Annotated in this window: 15 protein-coding genes and 1 tRNA gene; 9 read left to right on the top strand and 7 right to left on the bottom strand. The window is 44.2% G+C overall.

What is annotated here, in order from left to right:
* The first annotated feature begins 365 nt into the window (after positions 1-365).
* From ACZ5V1_RS05485 to ACZ5V1_RS05505, 5 genes are read left to right on the top strand one after another with little or no spacing between them, the layout of a single operon-like run.
* Positions 366-1,898 (top strand): efflux transporter outer membrane subunit, encoded by a 1,533-nt coding sequence (locus tag ACZ5V1_RS05485; protein WP_464390978.1) that lies wholly within the window; start codon positions 366-368, stop codon positions 1,896-1,898.
* Positions 1,891-2,961, top strand: coding sequence for an HlyD family secretion protein (locus ACZ5V1_RS05490; RefSeq protein ID WP_464390979.1), 1,071 nt, complete (start codon positions 1,891-1,893; stop codon positions 2,959-2,961). The genes ACZ5V1_RS05485 and ACZ5V1_RS05490 overlap by 8 nt, the downstream gene beginning before the upstream one ends.
* A gap of 3 nt (positions 2,962-2,964) precedes the next feature.
* Complete coding sequence (locus ACZ5V1_RS05495; protein ID WP_464390980.1) at positions 2,965-4,785, top strand: ATP-binding cassette domain-containing protein; 1,821 nt, start codon at positions 2,965-2,967, stop codon at positions 4,783-4,785.
* A gap of 21 nt (positions 4,786-4,806) precedes the next feature.
* A complete protein-coding gene (locus ACZ5V1_RS05500; RefSeq protein ID WP_464390981.1) occupies positions 4,807-5,934 on the top strand; it encodes an ABC transporter permease in 1,128 nt (375 codons plus the stop codon).
* Positions 5,931-7,049 (top strand): ABC transporter permease, encoded by a 1,119-nt coding sequence (locus tag ACZ5V1_RS05505; protein WP_464390982.1) that lies wholly within the window; start codon positions 5,931-5,933, stop codon positions 7,047-7,049. Before ACZ5V1_RS05500 ends, ACZ5V1_RS05505 begins: the two co-directional genes overlap by 4 nt.
* Positions 7,050-7,257: 208 nt before the next feature.
* Here the strand turns inward: ACZ5V1_RS05505 and ACZ5V1_RS05510 are convergent, their stop codons facing one another.
* Positions 7,258-8,148 (bottom strand): DMT family transporter, encoded by an 891-nt coding sequence (locus ACZ5V1_RS05510; RefSeq protein WP_464390983.1) that lies wholly within the window; start codon positions 8,146-8,148, stop codon positions 7,258-7,260.
* A 562-nt stretch (positions 8,149-8,710) separates the two neighbouring features.
* Here ACZ5V1_RS05510 and ACZ5V1_RS05515 point away from each other — a divergent pair.
* The 3 genes from ACZ5V1_RS05515 (at position 8,711) to ACZ5V1_RS05525 (ending at position 10,369) form a co-directional block, all read left to right on the top strand.
* Positions 8,711-8,787, top strand: a tRNA-Arg gene (locus ACZ5V1_RS05515).
* A gap of 174 nt (positions 8,788-8,961) precedes the next feature.
* Positions 8,962-9,639 carry an HNH endonuclease gene (locus ACZ5V1_RS05520; RefSeq protein WP_464390984.1) on the top strand — a complete coding sequence of 226 codons (678 nt, stop codon included), beginning with the start codon at positions 8,962-8,964 and terminating at the stop codon, positions 9,637-9,639.
* Between the two features lies 1 nt (position 9,640).
* On the top strand, positions 9,641-10,369 hold the full coding sequence (locus ACZ5V1_RS05525) for a hypothetical protein (protein ID WP_464390985.1): 729 nt from the start codon (positions 9,641-9,643) through the stop codon (positions 10,367-10,369).
* A gap of 124 nt (positions 10,370-10,493) precedes the next feature.
* Here the strand turns inward: ACZ5V1_RS05525 and ACZ5V1_RS05530 are convergent, their stop codons facing one another.
* The 6 genes from ACZ5V1_RS05530 to ACZ5V1_RS05555 all read right to left on the bottom strand — a co-directional run bounded on the left by ACZ5V1_RS05530 (position 10,494) and on the right by ACZ5V1_RS05555 (position 14,576).
* Entirely contained in the window at positions 10,494-11,909 is a 1,416-nt protein-coding gene (locus ACZ5V1_RS05530) for a hypothetical protein (protein ID WP_464390986.1), read from the bottom strand.
* A 90-nt stretch (positions 11,910-11,999) separates the two neighbouring features.
* Positions 12,000-12,254, bottom strand: a complete 255-nt coding sequence (locus ACZ5V1_RS05535; protein ID WP_464386175.1) for a helix-turn-helix transcriptional regulator — start codon at positions 12,252-12,254, stop codon at positions 12,000-12,002.
* Position 12,255: 1 nt separating this feature from the next.
* On the bottom strand, positions 12,256-12,444 hold the full coding sequence (locus ACZ5V1_RS05540; protein ID WP_464390987.1) for a hypothetical protein: 189 nt from the start codon (positions 12,442-12,444) through the stop codon (positions 12,256-12,258).
* 4 nt (positions 12,445-12,448) lie between these two features.
* A complete protein-coding gene (locus tag ACZ5V1_RS05545) occupies positions 12,449-12,673 on the bottom strand; it encodes a hypothetical protein (RefSeq protein ID WP_464390988.1) in 225 nt (74 codons plus the stop codon).
* Positions 12,673-13,119, bottom strand: coding sequence for a hypothetical protein (locus ACZ5V1_RS05550; protein WP_464390989.1), 447 nt, complete (start codon positions 13,117-13,119; stop codon positions 12,673-12,675). Before ACZ5V1_RS05550 ends, ACZ5V1_RS05545 begins: the two co-directional genes overlap by 1 nt.
* Before the next feature lie 812 nt (positions 13,120-13,931).
* Entirely contained in the window at positions 13,932-14,576 is a 645-nt protein-coding gene (locus ACZ5V1_RS05555) for a helix-turn-helix transcriptional regulator (protein WP_464390990.1), read from the bottom strand.
* Between ACZ5V1_RS05555 and ACZ5V1_RS05560 the strand changes: the two genes are divergently transcribed.
* On the top strand, positions 14,570-14,818 hold the full coding sequence (locus tag ACZ5V1_RS05560; protein WP_464390991.1) for a helix-turn-helix domain-containing protein: 249 nt from the start codon (positions 14,570-14,572) through the stop codon (positions 14,816-14,818). The two genes, ACZ5V1_RS05555 and ACZ5V1_RS05560, sit on opposite strands and share 7 nt — an antisense overlap.
* The last annotated feature ends 27 nt before the right edge of the window (positions 14,819-14,845 follow it).

Genomic DNA, 14,845 nt, shown 5'->3' on the forward strand with positions numbered 1-14,845 from the left:
AGATTGCTAGCGGTTCTTTTATGAGCCACTGGTGATAGTTACTAGCTGGATATTTTTGCGTTCCAGCTGATTTTGTTTACTACCGTTTCGAAAATTTTAAAGGCTGTCCTTCGTATGAAGGACGGCCTTTTTTTGTTTTTCTGCACGTAATACAACTGCCTTCTTTTTTTGGAGCAAGAGTAAGAACAAGTCCGAGACAGTTTGAAGACAAAAAAGCATTACAAGTTTTCCGAAGTCGCAGATCACCATTGCAACATAGATTTTCTGAAGAAATTTTTATCTAACCAGTTAATTAAAAATAAAAAAAAGTGTATGGCTGACTATACATATTCCTTTTTATAAACCGTAGCTTGGTTGGGTCGTGCATGAGAAAACGAAAGTTAATTGGACGCGTTATAAAGCTTGGTAGCTTGTTACTTGCAATTCTTGCGTTGAATGGCTGTTGGAAAGTCGGCGCAGATTATGTTGCGCCTGATCTTGCGGCGTTCCACGGTAGTGAATGGAAAACGTGCGTTCCCATGTTGCCGCCTGAAAATATGGCTATGCTCTGGTGGACACAATTTGAAGACAAAGAGTTAAACAGGCTTGTTGATACACTGCTTGTGCAGAATATTTCGTTAAAGATAGCGCGTGAGCGAATAGTAGAAGCGCGATCGCAGCGTGGTGTTACGCGTGCAGATTTGTTACCGAAGGCGTATCTGGGTGGCTATGGGCTGCGTACTCGAGCCGCGGATGAAGCTCAGGGGTTAATTGGTGTTCCAGGAGGAAATCAGACGAGCCTTTTTGCCGGTGCTGCGCTTGCGGGTTGGGAATTAGACCTGTGGGGACGTGTGCAGCGGCTTGTTGAGGCTGCGGATAGTACGATTGAGGCAAATAGTGCGGAGTACGGAGACGTTGCAGTTTCGTTAGTTGCCGAGCTGGCGTTGGCCTATGTGGATTTGCGAGCCGTTGAATCGCGTATGCGGGTATCTGAACGAAAAATTTTATTGTTGGAACAACAGAGCTGGCTTGCAAATAAACGACTTCATGCGGGGACAGGAACGCGGCAGGACTATTTGGAATCGCGCACGGCTGTGCGGCAGGAGAAAGTGCAGCAACGGACGTTTGTTCAAGCAAAGGCTGTTGCTGAAAACAGTATTGCCGTACTGCTTGGGCTACCTCCAAGCAAGTTTGTGTATGCCAATGGTTGCCAGCTAACTGTACCAGTTGTGCGGGGGATGGATGTTCCGGCAAGCCTGCTTTCGCGCAGGCCGGATGTACGCAAGGCAGAGCAGGAATATGCAGCGGCTGTGGCTCTGGTGGGCGCGGCAGAAGGGGAGCGTTACCCTAAAATTGCTTTAGGCGGAGTGTTAAGTTTTCAAGCAACAAATGTGGATAAGCTCTTTCATGCGGATACCCTTGTGTACGCCTTTGGTGGCGGGTTGTTGGTTCCGGTGTTTACTGGTGGCCGTATTGATGCACAAATTGCGGTACAAGCCTCGCAGGCAGAACAGCGAAAGCTCCAGCTTCAGCAAACAGTTGTTGAGGCCGTGGCAGAAGTGGAGAATAGCGCCATCGGCGTAGCTGAAACAGGTCGGCAAGTTCAAGAGCTTGCGTGTGCGATGCAGGAATTAGTGCAGGCAACATCGCTTACAGAAAGACTGTTTGCTAGCGGTCTTGCGAGTAAGGATACTGTTGTTATGCAAGAGTTAGAACAGGTAGATGTGGAAGATTCGCTTGTTGTGGCCCGCCAGCAGGAGCTTGGCGAAGTTATCCATTTGTACCGTGCGCTGGGCGGTGGCTGGAGTGTGGCAGAGTCTGTTGAAAAATCTGCGTCTGAGAATGTGGGCAGTGCGGGCAATGCTGAGAATAACGGTGACACAAATGTAACAGCTGATAAGGAGCAGATATATGAATAAAAGAAAGGTGTTGTTAATCTTACTTATTGTCTGCATCGGGCTTGTGTTCTGGTGGTATTTCAATCCTTCGGAACTTATGGATGATTCCAAAGAAGTAACGTTGTATGGGCAGATTGACCTGCGCACTGTTCAACTTTCTTTTAGTGAGCAGGAGTATATCCAAGAAATGTATGTGGATGAGGGCGATGCCGTGCAGAGCGGGCAAGTGCTGGCAGTTCTTAAAAAAGATCGACTTGCAGCTCAGTTTAATGAAGCAAATGCTCGAGTGGATGCTCAGAAAGAAGTTGTTCAACGACTGACAACAGGTTTGCGTCCACAGGAAGTGTTGCAGGCACGCGCAAGAGTTCAGGCTGCACAGATTCAACTAAAAAATGCAGATTCGCTTTTACGACGTGTAAAAACAACAACCCCTTCTGGTGCCAGTACTCGGCAAAGCCTTGATGATGCAGTAACGGCAGTAAAGTTGGCTCAGGCAGAACTTGCTGTTGAGCAAAATGGATTAAGCCTCGCGGAGGAAGGATACCGCAAGGAAGACATTGCAGAGGCAAAAGCAAACCTTGAAGGGCTGCAAGCATCTGTTCAGTTGCTGCGGGTTCGTATGGGGGAATTGCAAATGATTGCGCCTGTGGATGGCATTATTCAAAACCGTATTGCAGAAGTGGGTGAGCTTGCATCACCTGCCCGTGTAGCATTCACCCTTGCTGTGACAGAGCCTAAATGGGTTCGTGCGTATTTACCGGAACCGGACCTTGGACTGGTTAACGAAGGCATGACTGCCGCAGTGTATTCTGATTCTTTTGCTGAACCGTTTGAAGGATGGGTTGGCTTTATTGCTCCGCAGGCAGAATTTACACCAAAACGGGTTGAAACCACAGATTTACGGACTCAGCTTGTGTATGAAGTGCGAGTGTGGGTGGATGATCCAGACAATAGGCTAAAATTGGGTATGCCTGTGACGGTTACTGTGGATGCTACAGCCAACAAGAATATAAATTCTGATTTAGACAGTTCTTCTGAAGAAAGCTCTGATGTTGACTCAGGAAGCGATTCGCGGAGCCAGTAATTTATGCCGAGGCAGGAAGATCCAGTAGAACAGCCTTTGTTGCAGGCAGTAGATTTGCGTGTGGTGTTCAAGCCAAAGAGCCCGCATCCTATTGTTGCGTTGAACAATTTGAATCTACGAGTTGAGTCCAGAAGTGTTACAGGGCTAGTAGGGCCGGATGGAGCAGGCAAAACAACCTGTCTACGTCTCGGGGCAGGATTACTCGTGCCGCAGTCTGGCAGTATGAAGGTACTTGGGCATGATGTTGTTCAGGAGGCTGATCTTATACGCCCTCGAATCGGGTACATGCCGCAGCAGTTTGGACTGTATGAGGATTTAACGGTTCAGGAGAATTTGGATTTATATGCAGATTTACAGGACGTACCGATGGCTTCCCGTAAGTCTCAGTTTGAACGTTTACTTGATATGACGGATCTTGGAAAATTTACAGACAGGCGATCAGGCCAGCTTTCCGGTGGGATGAAGCAGAAGCTTGGGCTTGCGTGCTGTCTGGTTAAGGTTCCAGAATTACTTATTTTAGATGAACCGACTGTGGGGGTAGACCCAGTTTCGCGACGTGATATCTGGCGTATTGTGTACCAGCTAGTTGAAGAAGAAGGTTTGGGGGTACTTGTTTCCACGGCGTATTTGGATGAAGCAGAGCGCTGCAATAACGTTGTTGTCATGCATGAGGGCAAAAAGCTGGCTGAAGGAGCACCAAAAAGTTTTTATAGCAGGGTTCAAGGGCGTGTTTTTTCCATCCCCCCTAAGCCAACGCAGACAGCCCGCACTTTGCATGGGGAAGTTCTTCAGCGGAATGATGTTGTGGACGCTTCTATTCAATCCGGCATGGTACGAGTGGTGCTTTCAAAAGAGAGTCCGTTATTGGCAGATTCTATGCCATTAAGCGGTAAAAATGCTGAAGACGAAAACTTCAAGGGCGTGGAAGAAGGGACGATTACTAAGGCATCACTGGCTCCTGTCACCCCACGCTTTGAAGATGTTTTTGTGGACATGCTTCAGCAGCACGGTGCTTCAATTGAAAAGCTTACAGTGAGTGGAAAGGGCAGTGACTTCGTCGATAGTGTTATTGAGAGTTCGATAGATGATGCACCAGTGATTACAGTGTCAAAGCTATTGAAGCAGTTTGGTGCATTCACAGCTGTGCACGATATTTTTTTTATGGTGCAGCGTGGTGAGATTTTTGGCTTACTGGGGGCAAATGGAGCCGGTAAAACCACTACCTTTCGCATGCTTTGCGGGCTGCTGAATGCATCTGACGGTGATATTCAGGTGGCAGGCAATAATATGCGCAAGGCACCTTCGAAGGCGCGATCACGCATCGGATATATGGCACAAAAATTTTCTCTGTATCAACAATTTACAGTAGCCCAGAATCTTAGATTTTATGGTAAAGCATATGGCCTGAAGCGACAGCGTCTACAGCAACGCCTTGATTGGGCGTTCCGCGAGTTTGATATGGAAGATCGCAAAGATGTTGTGACACAAAGTCTTCCTGCAGGATTCAAACAACGATTAGCCATGGCTGCTGCCATGCTTCACGAACCCGAGATTCTATTTCTTGATGAGCCGACATCCGGCGCAGACCCTCTTGCAAGACGCGAGTTTTGGGCACGAATAAGCAAATTTGCCCACGAGGGAGTGACGGTAATTGTCACCACGCATTTTATGGAAGAGGCTGAGTATTGTGATCATTTGCTCATCATGGCTCAAGGACAGCAACTTGCAGCGGGAACACCTGCACAGATTAGGGCGCAGGCGGTGAGTGAAAAAACGCCAGATCCAACAATTGAAGATGCGTTTATACAGCTTGCAGGTGATTAGCAGGAGTGGAAAGGAGCTCTTATGGCAGGAATATCGTACATACGTCTTCGCGGCTTTGTTCGTAAGGAAGTGCTGCAAATTATGCGTGACCCAAGCAGTCTATTGCTAGGGCTTGTGATGCCTGTTTTGCTTCTGCTCATATTTGGCTACGGTGTATCCCTTGAGCCAACAAATGTTCCGGTTGCGCTTGTGATTGATGAGTCCAGTCCGGTTACGCAGGATTTGAAGGCACGTTTTCAGCTCTCCCGATATTTCTCGCCGGTAACAGCACATTCTATGCATGAGGCTGTTCAATATTTAAATGAAGATTACGTGGACGGAATTGTGCATGTTCGTTCCAATTTTTCTTCACTTCTTGAGTCCGGTCAAGAGGCTCCCATTCAACTTATTCTCAACGGTATTGATGCAAACAGGGCGCGTATTGTTGAAGGCTACATTCAAAATACCATTGGGTTGTGGGCACAGAGTGTCGCAATCCAGTCCGGTAGAGAATATTCACCGCCCATCGTTGTTAAACCTCGCATATGGTTTAACGCTGCGGCAAACAGTACTTATTCCCTCATTCCTGGTCTGTTGACGCTGATTATGACGCTTATTGGCACACAGCTTACCGCGCTAGTCATTGCCCGCGAATGGGAACGGGGAACTATGGAAGCATTGTTGAGCACGCCAATTTCATCAAACGAAATCTTATTGGGTAAACTGCTTCCATATTATGTTTTAGGAATGATAGGCATGGGTTTTTCAATTCTTCTTGGTGTGTTTTTATTCAACGTGCCCCTCCGAGGCTCCCTGTTTGTTCTTATTTTGTTAGGGAGTATTTTCCTGCTTGCATCGCTCGGATTCGGGCTGTTTATTTCTTCTGCCGCACGTATTCAATTTGTAGCGGCTATGGGGTCTGTTCTATCCGCATTTCTTCCTGCATTTTTCTTGTCTGGACTACTGTTCGATTTAAAAAGCACGCCAAAAATTATTCAATACATAAGTACTATTATACCAGCTAAGTATTTCGTTACCATTACTCAAACTTTGTTTTTGGCTGGTAATGTATGGTCTGTGCTGCTTCCGGCAAGTCTTGTGTTGTTTGTTATGAGTATCGTTTTGCTCATAGCTGCACGTAAAAAATTAGGACGAAGGTTGCCGCAATGATCGAAACGCTTCAGCGGATTGTGACTCTTATTGTTAAAGAATTTATGCTCATCTTGATTGATCCCAAGAGCCGCTTTGTCATTATCGTGCCACCTTTGATTCAGTTTGTCATATTCAGCTATTCAGCAACATTTGATCTACAAAACGTTGAATACGCTGTGCTGGACGAGTCAAATACCGAACAGTCTCGTACGCTATTGAGCCATTTTAGCGGATCACCACATTTTGAACTGGTGCGCACGCTTGATACAACGGCTCAGGTTCCTGAGTTGATAAACACACAAAAAGTGCGCCTTGTGCTTCATATTCCAACGGACTTTGCAGATAGAGTTACAAACCATGAATCAGCTAACATACAGGTAATAGCAGACGGGCGAAATTCAAACGTTGCCTCCGTTGCGCTCGGGTATGTGCAGGACATAACGCAACAATACGGTGCATCGCTACAGACAAGTACTGTGTCATCCAGCCCGCAGGTCGTGCTGGTTCAGCGGTCATGGTTCAATAGAAACATGGAAACTCGTTGGTATATAGTTTCGTCGTTGGGCGGAATAATAAGTATGGTTATCGCCATGCTTTTGTCAGCCCTTTCGGTAGCGCGAGAGCGTGAATCAGGTACTTTTGATCAGCTTTTGGTGTCGCCATTTCAACCAGCTGAAATTCTTATTGGTAAAGCCGTGCCGTGTATTTTTTTTGGATTAGTAGATGCGACGTTATTGTCTCTTGCGGCGGCTTATTGGTTTGATGTGCCATTTCGGGGGTCGGCAATTGCGTTAGTACTCGTGCTTTTGGCGTTTCTCATAGCAGTAGTTGGAGTTGGACTGTTTATATCGTCTATGTCTGTAACAATGCAGCAGGGCTTGCTTGGCGCGTTTGTGTTTATCATGCCGTCAGTACTTCTTGGTGGCTTTACAACTCCCATAAGTAATATGCCGCAATGGTTGCAAAATGCTACGCTCATCAACCCGCTCAGATATGTGGTTCAGGCGTTACGCGAAATTTTTCTTACAGGTGCGGATTTTTCTGCGACGTGGCATTACGTTTGGCCGTTACTTATTATTTCCGCTGTTACTATGCCTGCCGCAGCAGTTATGTTTCGATACAGAACCCAATAATATTCAACATGAGAAATTGGTTGTTAGAGCTATTTGCGTAGAATGATCTTGAACAAAAAAAGGCTGTCCTTCTATACGAAGGACAGCCTTTTTAGTTATGAAAAGTGTGGCGCGTAACGCGCTAGATTGTCTTATGCAGAGAGGTGTTATTCAGGGTGACGGTAAAATAGAAGTCGCTGCTGGCAATGGTTAGTAATACTGTGTGCTGTTAGTCAGCTTGAGCTTGTGAGGATGTACCGAGCCAAATGGCGGTAAGAGCAAGGATGCCGCCTACGAGTTCTACCATTCCGGCAGGCCGCGCAAAGAAGAGGATGTCCCAGATAAATGAAAGTGCAGGCATAATGAGAATAGTCAGTCCAGCCTGTGATGTTGGAATACCCGGTAGACCGCGTGAAATCAGCAGCCAACCAATGGCTTGGCTTACGAGACCGTAGAGAAATAGCCACATGCCGTCTGTAGGAGTGGGGATAGCAATTGATGTGGAATTCCACATAAAGAAAATACCCATACTGGCGGCAGATGCGAGTGAAACAAGAGCTACGACTGCAACAGGAGACACGCTAGGGCTCCGCATTTGGATATAGCGTACCATGAGAGTGTAAAGAGCAAGCCACAGTGCAGCGGTAAGGCCAAGGCCTATTCCGGAGAATTCACTCGTAAGGAAGCTGTCGAGAGTAATGCCGATAAGCATACAAAGTCCTGCAAGTGCAAGCGGGACAGCGAATACGAATCGGGCGGAGAGGCGTTCTTTAAAGAACATCCAGCCAGCAAGTGCGAGGAAAAATACCTGAAAGTTGATGAGAATTGTTCCGACGCCAGGACCCAAGATATTGATGGAACGGTGCCAAGCCATAAGGTCGAGCGTCAGAAAAAGCCCGCCTGCGCAGAGCAGGCCTGAGTGTCTTTTTAGCAGAATAAAAAGTGATTCTCGACATTGAATTAATGAGAGAGCAAGCAGGCATGAGCCGCCAATAAAAGTACGGTAAAAAGCAGATACGTCCGGACTTGTAGAAGCTAGTTTAGCAAATACAGCCGAAAAACTGATACAGATAGCCCCTGCTACAACGCTAAGCAAGGCAGAAGAGTTAGAACTCGTCATATGTACACTCGATATTTGTACAAGACATTAGTGGGGTAGAAGAACGGATATATATTGAGCGGTACAAAACTAGGCGTTTAGGAATCCAAAATTAGTATAATTTTAAGATAGGTAGCCTTGTAAAGCCCGGTTGATAAGCATTCTTCTAGAGGAGTGAATAACAAACGCCAATCGTTATCAAAATAGATGATAGCCGAAATCGCGCAGTTAGCAGGAAAGAGAAAAGAACACAATCTAAGATTGTCGCCGATGCTTTCTTTAAGCAAGAAGGGCGGGGATTATTAAAAATAATTTTGGGTGGTTATCTTGTTTAGGAATCGATGTAATAAAAGCAAGAAGCGGGGGCGCAATTCACTCTGATTAATAAAGTGAATATTGAGTGAACAAAGGAGAGGTAGAGAAAATGGCTTAGGGAGCGTAGAAAGGTTAAGTCGTGTAGTGTATCATCAAGAAATAACATGATAAAAACTTGAAAGAATGAATAATCACAAAGTAAAAGTAATCATTACAGACTTTTCCTTGACCTTTGTCTAGGATTGGGAGTAGAAGTCGCATCTCACACGCGCCTGTAGCTCAGCTGGATAGAGCGGCCGCCTCCTAAGCGGCAGGCCACAGGTTCGACTCCTGTCAGGCGCACCATAGATTTCAATAGGTTATAAGTTCACTCGAACTTGTGACCTTTTTTTTTGTCAACGTATTGTCAACATGGGGGTAGATGTTGACAATTTTTCAACGACCTCTGTGCTGACAAAGTTCGAGTTGGAGAGTAGGTTCATCCACCAAGAATATTTAATGAAAATTTTGGTGGTATATATGGCTAAAGTTCCTTGGACAGAAAATGATTTTAGGATCGCAGTTACGGGCTATCTTGAGATGCATAATAAATTCAAAAAAGGCGAACGGTTTGTTAAAAAACAATATTACGCTGAAATGAATGCACAGAATAAAGGAATTTCGTGTAATTCTTTTGAATTTAGGATGCAGAATATTGCCTATGTTATTCGCTTGCTTGGTGAAGATCATATCCCCGGATTGCCCCCTCTTTCACATGTTAGTCAGCGACAAGTAAATATTATTAAGCGACTAATAAAAGAATATCGTAGAGAGCTTCCAGCAAAAAAAACTCCCGTTTTGACCGCCCCCCCTCCTAAAGAAAAAATGATTCCCAGAGGAAAAGTGACGCCTAAGAAGAATTTGAATGCTTCTGGCGAAGGTTACGAACGGGATCAGCGAGTAAGGGATTGGGTTTTAACCCAAGCAAATGGCATTTGTGAGTACTGCGAAGAGCCTGCTCCATTTTTTACGGCAGAGGGAAAGCCTTTTCTTGAAGGGCATCACGTTGTTCCTTTGGAGCAAGGCGGTGCCGATACCGTGCAGAATATGGTTGCGCTATGTCCTAACTGTCACCGTGAGTTTCATTATGGCGCATGCATAGAAGAGAATATGAAGTTAATATCTGCCTCTATTCCTCGTTTGAAGAGAGGAGAGTAATATGAATATGCCAATGAGTATTCACGCAGATGCGCTGCAAGTTTTACCTGCACCTGTTTCTACTGACTACATTGTTGTTATTGTAAATATTGTTTCTATATTTCTTAGTGTTTATCTTGGATATAGGCTTTCAGAGCGGCAACGTGCTAACGCAGACGCTGCACGCGAGAAAATTGAACGTCTAAGGGCTGTAGAATCTCTAGCATATTATTTTTGGTATGTACTAGGCGTGATAGTTGTTCAGAAGAATTTAGTGGTAGAGTGGACGAGGGGGGTGACACAATGTTTTCATGAGGTAAGTTCAGACAAGACACTCAATAGGTTGCCGCCATTTTATATTCATGATGTTGACTATAAAGCGACAAGTCAACTTCTTCAGTTTGTTCCAAATACTAATTTAGTACTTATTAATTTGGTTACGACTTTTGATTCCTTGAATCGTGCTTTAGAGTCGTTTTATTGTAAAAATGATAATGGATTACTTCAATCAGGGGATCATGAATACGAGTTATTTCGCTACTGTGAACGATTACTTGAGTGTTATGATACGTTGTCTGAATTTGAAAATGAGGTTTTTAATGCAGGGAATAAGGAAATACGAAAATACCTTGGCAGTGATCTTGAACAAGAGTTTGCAACAAGTCGTTTTGTATTAATTAATTCTGCTGAGAACGAAGTCATAAAAGATGTTGTAAAAGAGGCAAGAAAAATTGTTTGCAGTTTCAAGTAACCAAATTAAAAGAAAAGCTCCTAACGGACTAGTAGGGAGCTTTTCTTTTTCACATCAATTGTTCGAACTTCACACGATTTGAACGACTCCTTAGTATGTCCGGTTTTATACTCCTATTGCACTGTTAAAACACCTTGCTCGTTTTGATCTCTTTGGTCGTGCCTGTATCCTTCTGGACTGAGTCATTGTTGAGTAAATCATACTCTTTTTTAATAAATAGCGATGAGATTTTTTTTAGATAACCATGAATGCGGCTGTTTAATTCGTCGAATAATTTCGTTACGACTCTGAGCTTTTTCTTAACGGATTCTGAGTTTGGGCTGTCTATCTGTGATTTTTTTAGGTCTAGTAGTTTTCTGTGAAAAGCTGCAAATTGATCATGTAGGCAAAGAGGTGTACTTTCGCAGCCGTAGAGCAGATCTGGTATAGCGTTGTAGTAAGGCCAGCTAAGTGTGATGTAACCATTTATCATTTCGCTGTAATAAGGCCATTCTTGTATAATATCTTTACTCTCAATTTCATTGCAGTATGACCATGCTAGTAGAATGAGTTTATTTTTTATTTCGTTATAATAATTAAGCCTTTGCGTGCTGTCTTTGTCCTTGTTTTTTTCTTGGTAGAGAAGGTCTGATCTAGTGTTTTTAGTCATTAATTTTTTATAGTAAGGCCATTCTAGTGTGATATCTCTATTTATTACTTCTTTGTAATAAATTAGTTCGTATGCACTGTTTCTAATATTGTATTTCCCGAAGTAGAGTAGATCTGGAACAGAATCTTTATTCGTTTTTTTATTGTAATAAGGCCAATCTAGTGTAGTGTATCTGTCTAGTACTTCATTACAGTAGGGGCATTTTTGAATAATATCTTTATTCTCAATTTCATTACAGTAGTGCCAAGCGTGCACGATGATCGCATTTTTCAACTCGTTATAATAACTTAGTTCTTGTATGCTGTATTTATTTTTGTGGTTTTCATCGTAGAGCAAATTTGGCATAGCGTCTTTATTCATTTGTTCATTGTAACAAGGCGATTTTATTGTGATGTATCTACTTTTTATTTTGTTGCAGTAAGGCCGCTCTTGTTTAATGTGTTTATTCTTTATTTCTTTATAATAAAGTAGCTTGTATGTACTGTTTTTTTTCTTTCCGTAGTAAAGCAGTTCTTGTGCAAGGTCTTCACACACAAATATCTCAAGTTTTATGCGGTTCAAAATTAGTTTTTTGTTCCAGTCGTTAACACCTTTCATATAAATATCCCAGCGCTCGGTCAAAATTTCTTGGGGATAATTGTTGGCTAGTAGCTCAAGATATTTTCGTGATAGGTGTAAGCGAGTTGTAATGCTGTCTGTAATTTCATTAAGTGATTTTTGTCCTTGCCTAAGCTTGTGGGAACGTAGCTGAAAACTTTTTTCTATTTTTTGTTGATTTTGCAAGTGGCTTTTTTGGTAAAGACTGCCCAGATATGTTGTTAATCCAAATGCTATGCATGCTATTACGACAGGAGAATTGAGTAGTCTCCATATGGTATTGAAATTTCTCATATTAAATCCCCCTTATGTTGTTAGTAAGTGTGTACTCTTTATAGTTTCCAACAATAACAAAAAAACTCCCCTGCAGGGGAGCTTTTCTTACTACATATCAACAGTTCGAACCTCACATGATTCGAAATACTTTTTGAGCGTGTCCGGCCTGTAAAATACGCCTCGTGGGAACTTTACATAGCGCGGGCCTTGTTTGCGGCATCGCCATGCGTTGAGGGTTGCTGCGGGGATGCCCGTTAAGTCGCTGACTTCTTGTGTTGTTAAGAGCATCTTGTCTGTTTCGATCACTCTGATCGGGTAGTGCTGTGCACCGCGCGGTGCTGGTTCAATCATTTCATTTTTCATACTAGCTCCATATGTAGCAGGCCGTAATGCCGAAGGTTAAAGATATGCTGAACATCTTCCAATCGCGGGTGGTAGCTTCGTAACAAGCGCCGAGTAGGGTGATGATGCTGCAAGCTGCACCGATGCCGGGGCAAAAGGATAGTGCCGCGATAAGAAGTAACGATTTGTCCTGTGTTGTGATGGTGCTCATACTTCTACTGTTCCTTCGCAGCATTTAATGTTGCCGTCTTCACTATCTTCGAAACCGAAAACGGTTTACCGCTAAAGCCATAACCGTTGGCTTTGATCATGTGCTTCCCGTCTACGATCTCGCTTTCTTCGCAGGTGATGGCTCTGATCTGCTTGCTTGGCTGCTGGATAATTACCCATGTATTTTTCGGAATAACTTCCGTCGGTAATGGTCGCTGTCGTATCTGCATCAGAAACCCAACACCGGATCTGGTTGCCGGAACATGTCGTGTGCAAACTTGTCTGGTGGAATTGCTCCGGTAGCCCAAGGGTCTTCAAATAGGGTGTATCCACTGGAAGAAGTGGTTTCGCGGTGCTCGACAAGGCAGGCGTTGCTGCAAATGTTACTGCTAACGCCATGGGTGAATTTGTTGTCACACACGATGCAGCGTTTTTCATCTGTTGCGGGTCTGTTGTTTGCGGCATGGTTTGCTAATGCAGCACACGAACGGGAGCAGTAGATTTGATTCGTACGTTTTACATAGTGTCTGCCGCACCACGGACAGCTCACACTACGCTTAACGCGCAGCGCTTTGGTTGCACACTTGCGAGAGCAGTATTTTCCTCGTCCGGCTTCCTTGCGCGCAGGGCGAACATAGAACTCGGTTCCGCATGTCTCGCATGGAACTACTGGCATAATATCCTCTCTTTTCAGTTGGCAGGCACGGAGCCGAAGGAGAAACCCCGCACCTGCTTGCCATCCTGAGTTGGTTGAAAACTATATTGCCTCAGTAAGAAGTTCCCCAAGGCTGAGATAAGCCGCAAATACTAGGAGCATTATTCCCGCCATGCAGAGACGGTTGATAAAACCGGTGCTTGGTAGCTGCTTTTCGCTATACTCATTCATGCTGCTTTCTGCCTTGGTGATTAAGGTGTTTGATTCTCGCGCCCCGTAGGGCGGTTCTGTACATGGAACCGCCGAGTGCACTCTCCAAACAACAGGAGATTATCGGCTGCACACAACAGCCCTACGGTTCACGAAACAAAATCCTCTCCAGTAAGCCGAATCCCGTACTTCCCAGATTGGCACCCAAGATAAGACGGACTAACAACGGTGCTATGCTCGCGTTGTGTTTGGTCTTTTTCATGCGGCGTGAAGAAAGTATGACGCAAGTCATAAAAAAGAGTCAAGAAAAATATGACTCGTGCCATATTTCTATTTAAAAAATGTAATTCGTGTGAAAGTAATAAAAACAAATTTGGATCAAGGTGAAAGTAACTTTGGAAATACTGTTTTGGATTTGATTATGATGCGCTGTATGAAGAAGAGTAGTTAATGAAAAAGCCCCGCATTAAGCGGGGCTTTTTTGTACAAAATTTGTGGCATGTTAAGCTACGTTTCAGTAATCGTTTGCTGTGCTGGAAGGTATAAAAGTAAACGTAAGTGATAGGATTTGCTTCGACAGTACCGCTCCCGTGGCTTTTTGGAGCCGCCCCCTCGGATTACCCTTATGCTGATCGATCAGCAATTGCGGTGGTGTCTTTTTCTTTTTCTTCAACAAGTTTTTCGGCACGGTTTAAAACAATGGTGTCTTTTACGCCTATTGCCTTACAGATCTGATGAAACTGTTCAAGTGAAGGTTGTGTGTCTCCAGCTAGAACTGCATTTATTTCTGTAGCAGGTAAGCTTGCTTGCTTTGCAATGTCAGTGATTGTCATACCGTCATCTTTAGCAAATCCTTCAAGTACCTTGCCAACAGCTTTATTGAATTGAGTTGCCGGAACCGCTTCGGCAGCTGATTGCAGTTCACCTTTTAGAAGCAGAGCATTATATGGGATTCCCAATGCATCTGCATAGCGTAGCATTGCACCAAAGGTGGTGCGTTCCCCGCCTCGGTTTTCATTCAGCCATCTTGAGATGCTGTCTTGTTTGACGCCCATTCTTTTAGCAATTTCATGCTGGCGCAATCCATCAGCTTGCAGTTTTCTAACTTCACTAAGGATTACATCCCACGCATGGGCGTTTTCTGGATCATATTTAGCCATGCGTTGTTTTTTATCTTTTTTATCTATGACATGTGCCATATTAAAGTTTCCGTAAAAGTTTTGAGTTGCAAAAATAATATGACTCGTGTCATGATTTGTGCATGACAAATAAGATCGAAGAATATCGACATGATCACGATTGTACCTTTGCCGACATAGCACGGCGATGCGGTTTGCATCATTCTGCCGTTCTTCGTCACTGCAAGGGAGAAAGAAAAATCGGTGGAGAGGCTGCGCTCCGGTATCATGTAAAATTAGGCATTCCGCTTAATGAGCTGAGGCCGGAGCTGTTCGCACAGGGAAGCCCGACAGGGATAATTCACTGTAGCAGCCTGAGTCAAAAAGGGTAGGCGAAAATTATTATAGAACTGTCTACC

The organism is Halodesulfovibrio oceani subsp. galateae (assembly GCF_055397225.1).

Excerpts from the sequence above, each read along its gene's own strand:
- ACZ5V1_RS05510 (WP_464390983.1), bottom strand. The coding sequence starts at position 8,148 with ATGACGAGTTCTAACTCTTCTGCCTTGCTTAGCGTTGTAGCAGGGGCT.
- ACZ5V1_RS05535 (WP_464386175.1), bottom strand. The coding sequence starts at position 12,254 with ATGAAAAATGAAATGATTGAACCAGCACCGCGCGGTGCACAGCACTAC.
- ACZ5V1_RS05500 (WP_464390981.1), top strand. The coding sequence starts at position 4,807 with ATGGCAGGAATATCGTACATACGTCTTCGCGGCTTTGTTCGTAAGGAA.
- ACZ5V1_RS05540 (WP_464390987.1), bottom strand. The coding sequence starts at position 12,444 with ATGAGCACCATCACAACACAGGACAAATCGTTACTTCTTATCGCGGCA.
- ACZ5V1_RS05485 (WP_464390978.1), top strand. The coding sequence starts at position 366 with ATGAGAAAACGAAAGTTAATTGGACGCGTTATAAAGCTTGGTAGCTTG.
- ACZ5V1_RS05525 (WP_464390985.1), top strand. The coding sequence starts at position 9,641 with ATGAATATGCCAATGAGTATTCACGCAGATGCGCTGCAAGTTTTACCT.
- ACZ5V1_RS05520 (WP_464390984.1), top strand. The coding sequence starts at position 8,962 with ATGGCTAAAGTTCCTTGGACAGAAAATGATTTTAGGATCGCAGTTACG.
- ACZ5V1_RS05530 (WP_464390986.1), bottom strand. The coding sequence starts at position 11,909 with ATGAGAAATTTCAATACCATATGGAGACTACTCAATTCTCCTGTCGTA.
- ACZ5V1_RS05490 (WP_464390979.1), top strand. The coding sequence starts at position 1,891 with ATGAATAAAAGAAAGGTGTTGTTAATCTTACTTATTGTCTGCATCGGG.
- ACZ5V1_RS05545 (WP_464390988.1), bottom strand. The coding sequence starts at position 12,673 with ATGCAGATACGACAGCGACCATTACCGACGGAAGTTATTCCGAAAAAT.
- ACZ5V1_RS05560 (WP_464390991.1), top strand. The coding sequence starts at position 14,570 with ATGACAAATAAGATCGAAGAATATCGACATGATCACGATTGTACCTTT.
- ACZ5V1_RS05505 (WP_464390982.1), top strand. The coding sequence starts at position 5,931 with ATGATCGAAACGCTTCAGCGGATTGTGACTCTTATTGTTAAAGAATTT.
- ACZ5V1_RS05550 (WP_464390989.1), bottom strand. The coding sequence starts at position 13,119 with ATGCCAGTAGTTCCATGCGAGACATGCGGAACCGAGTTCTATGTTCGC.
- ACZ5V1_RS05495 (WP_464390980.1), top strand. The coding sequence starts at position 2,965 with ATGCCGAGGCAGGAAGATCCAGTAGAACAGCCTTTGTTGCAGGCAGTA.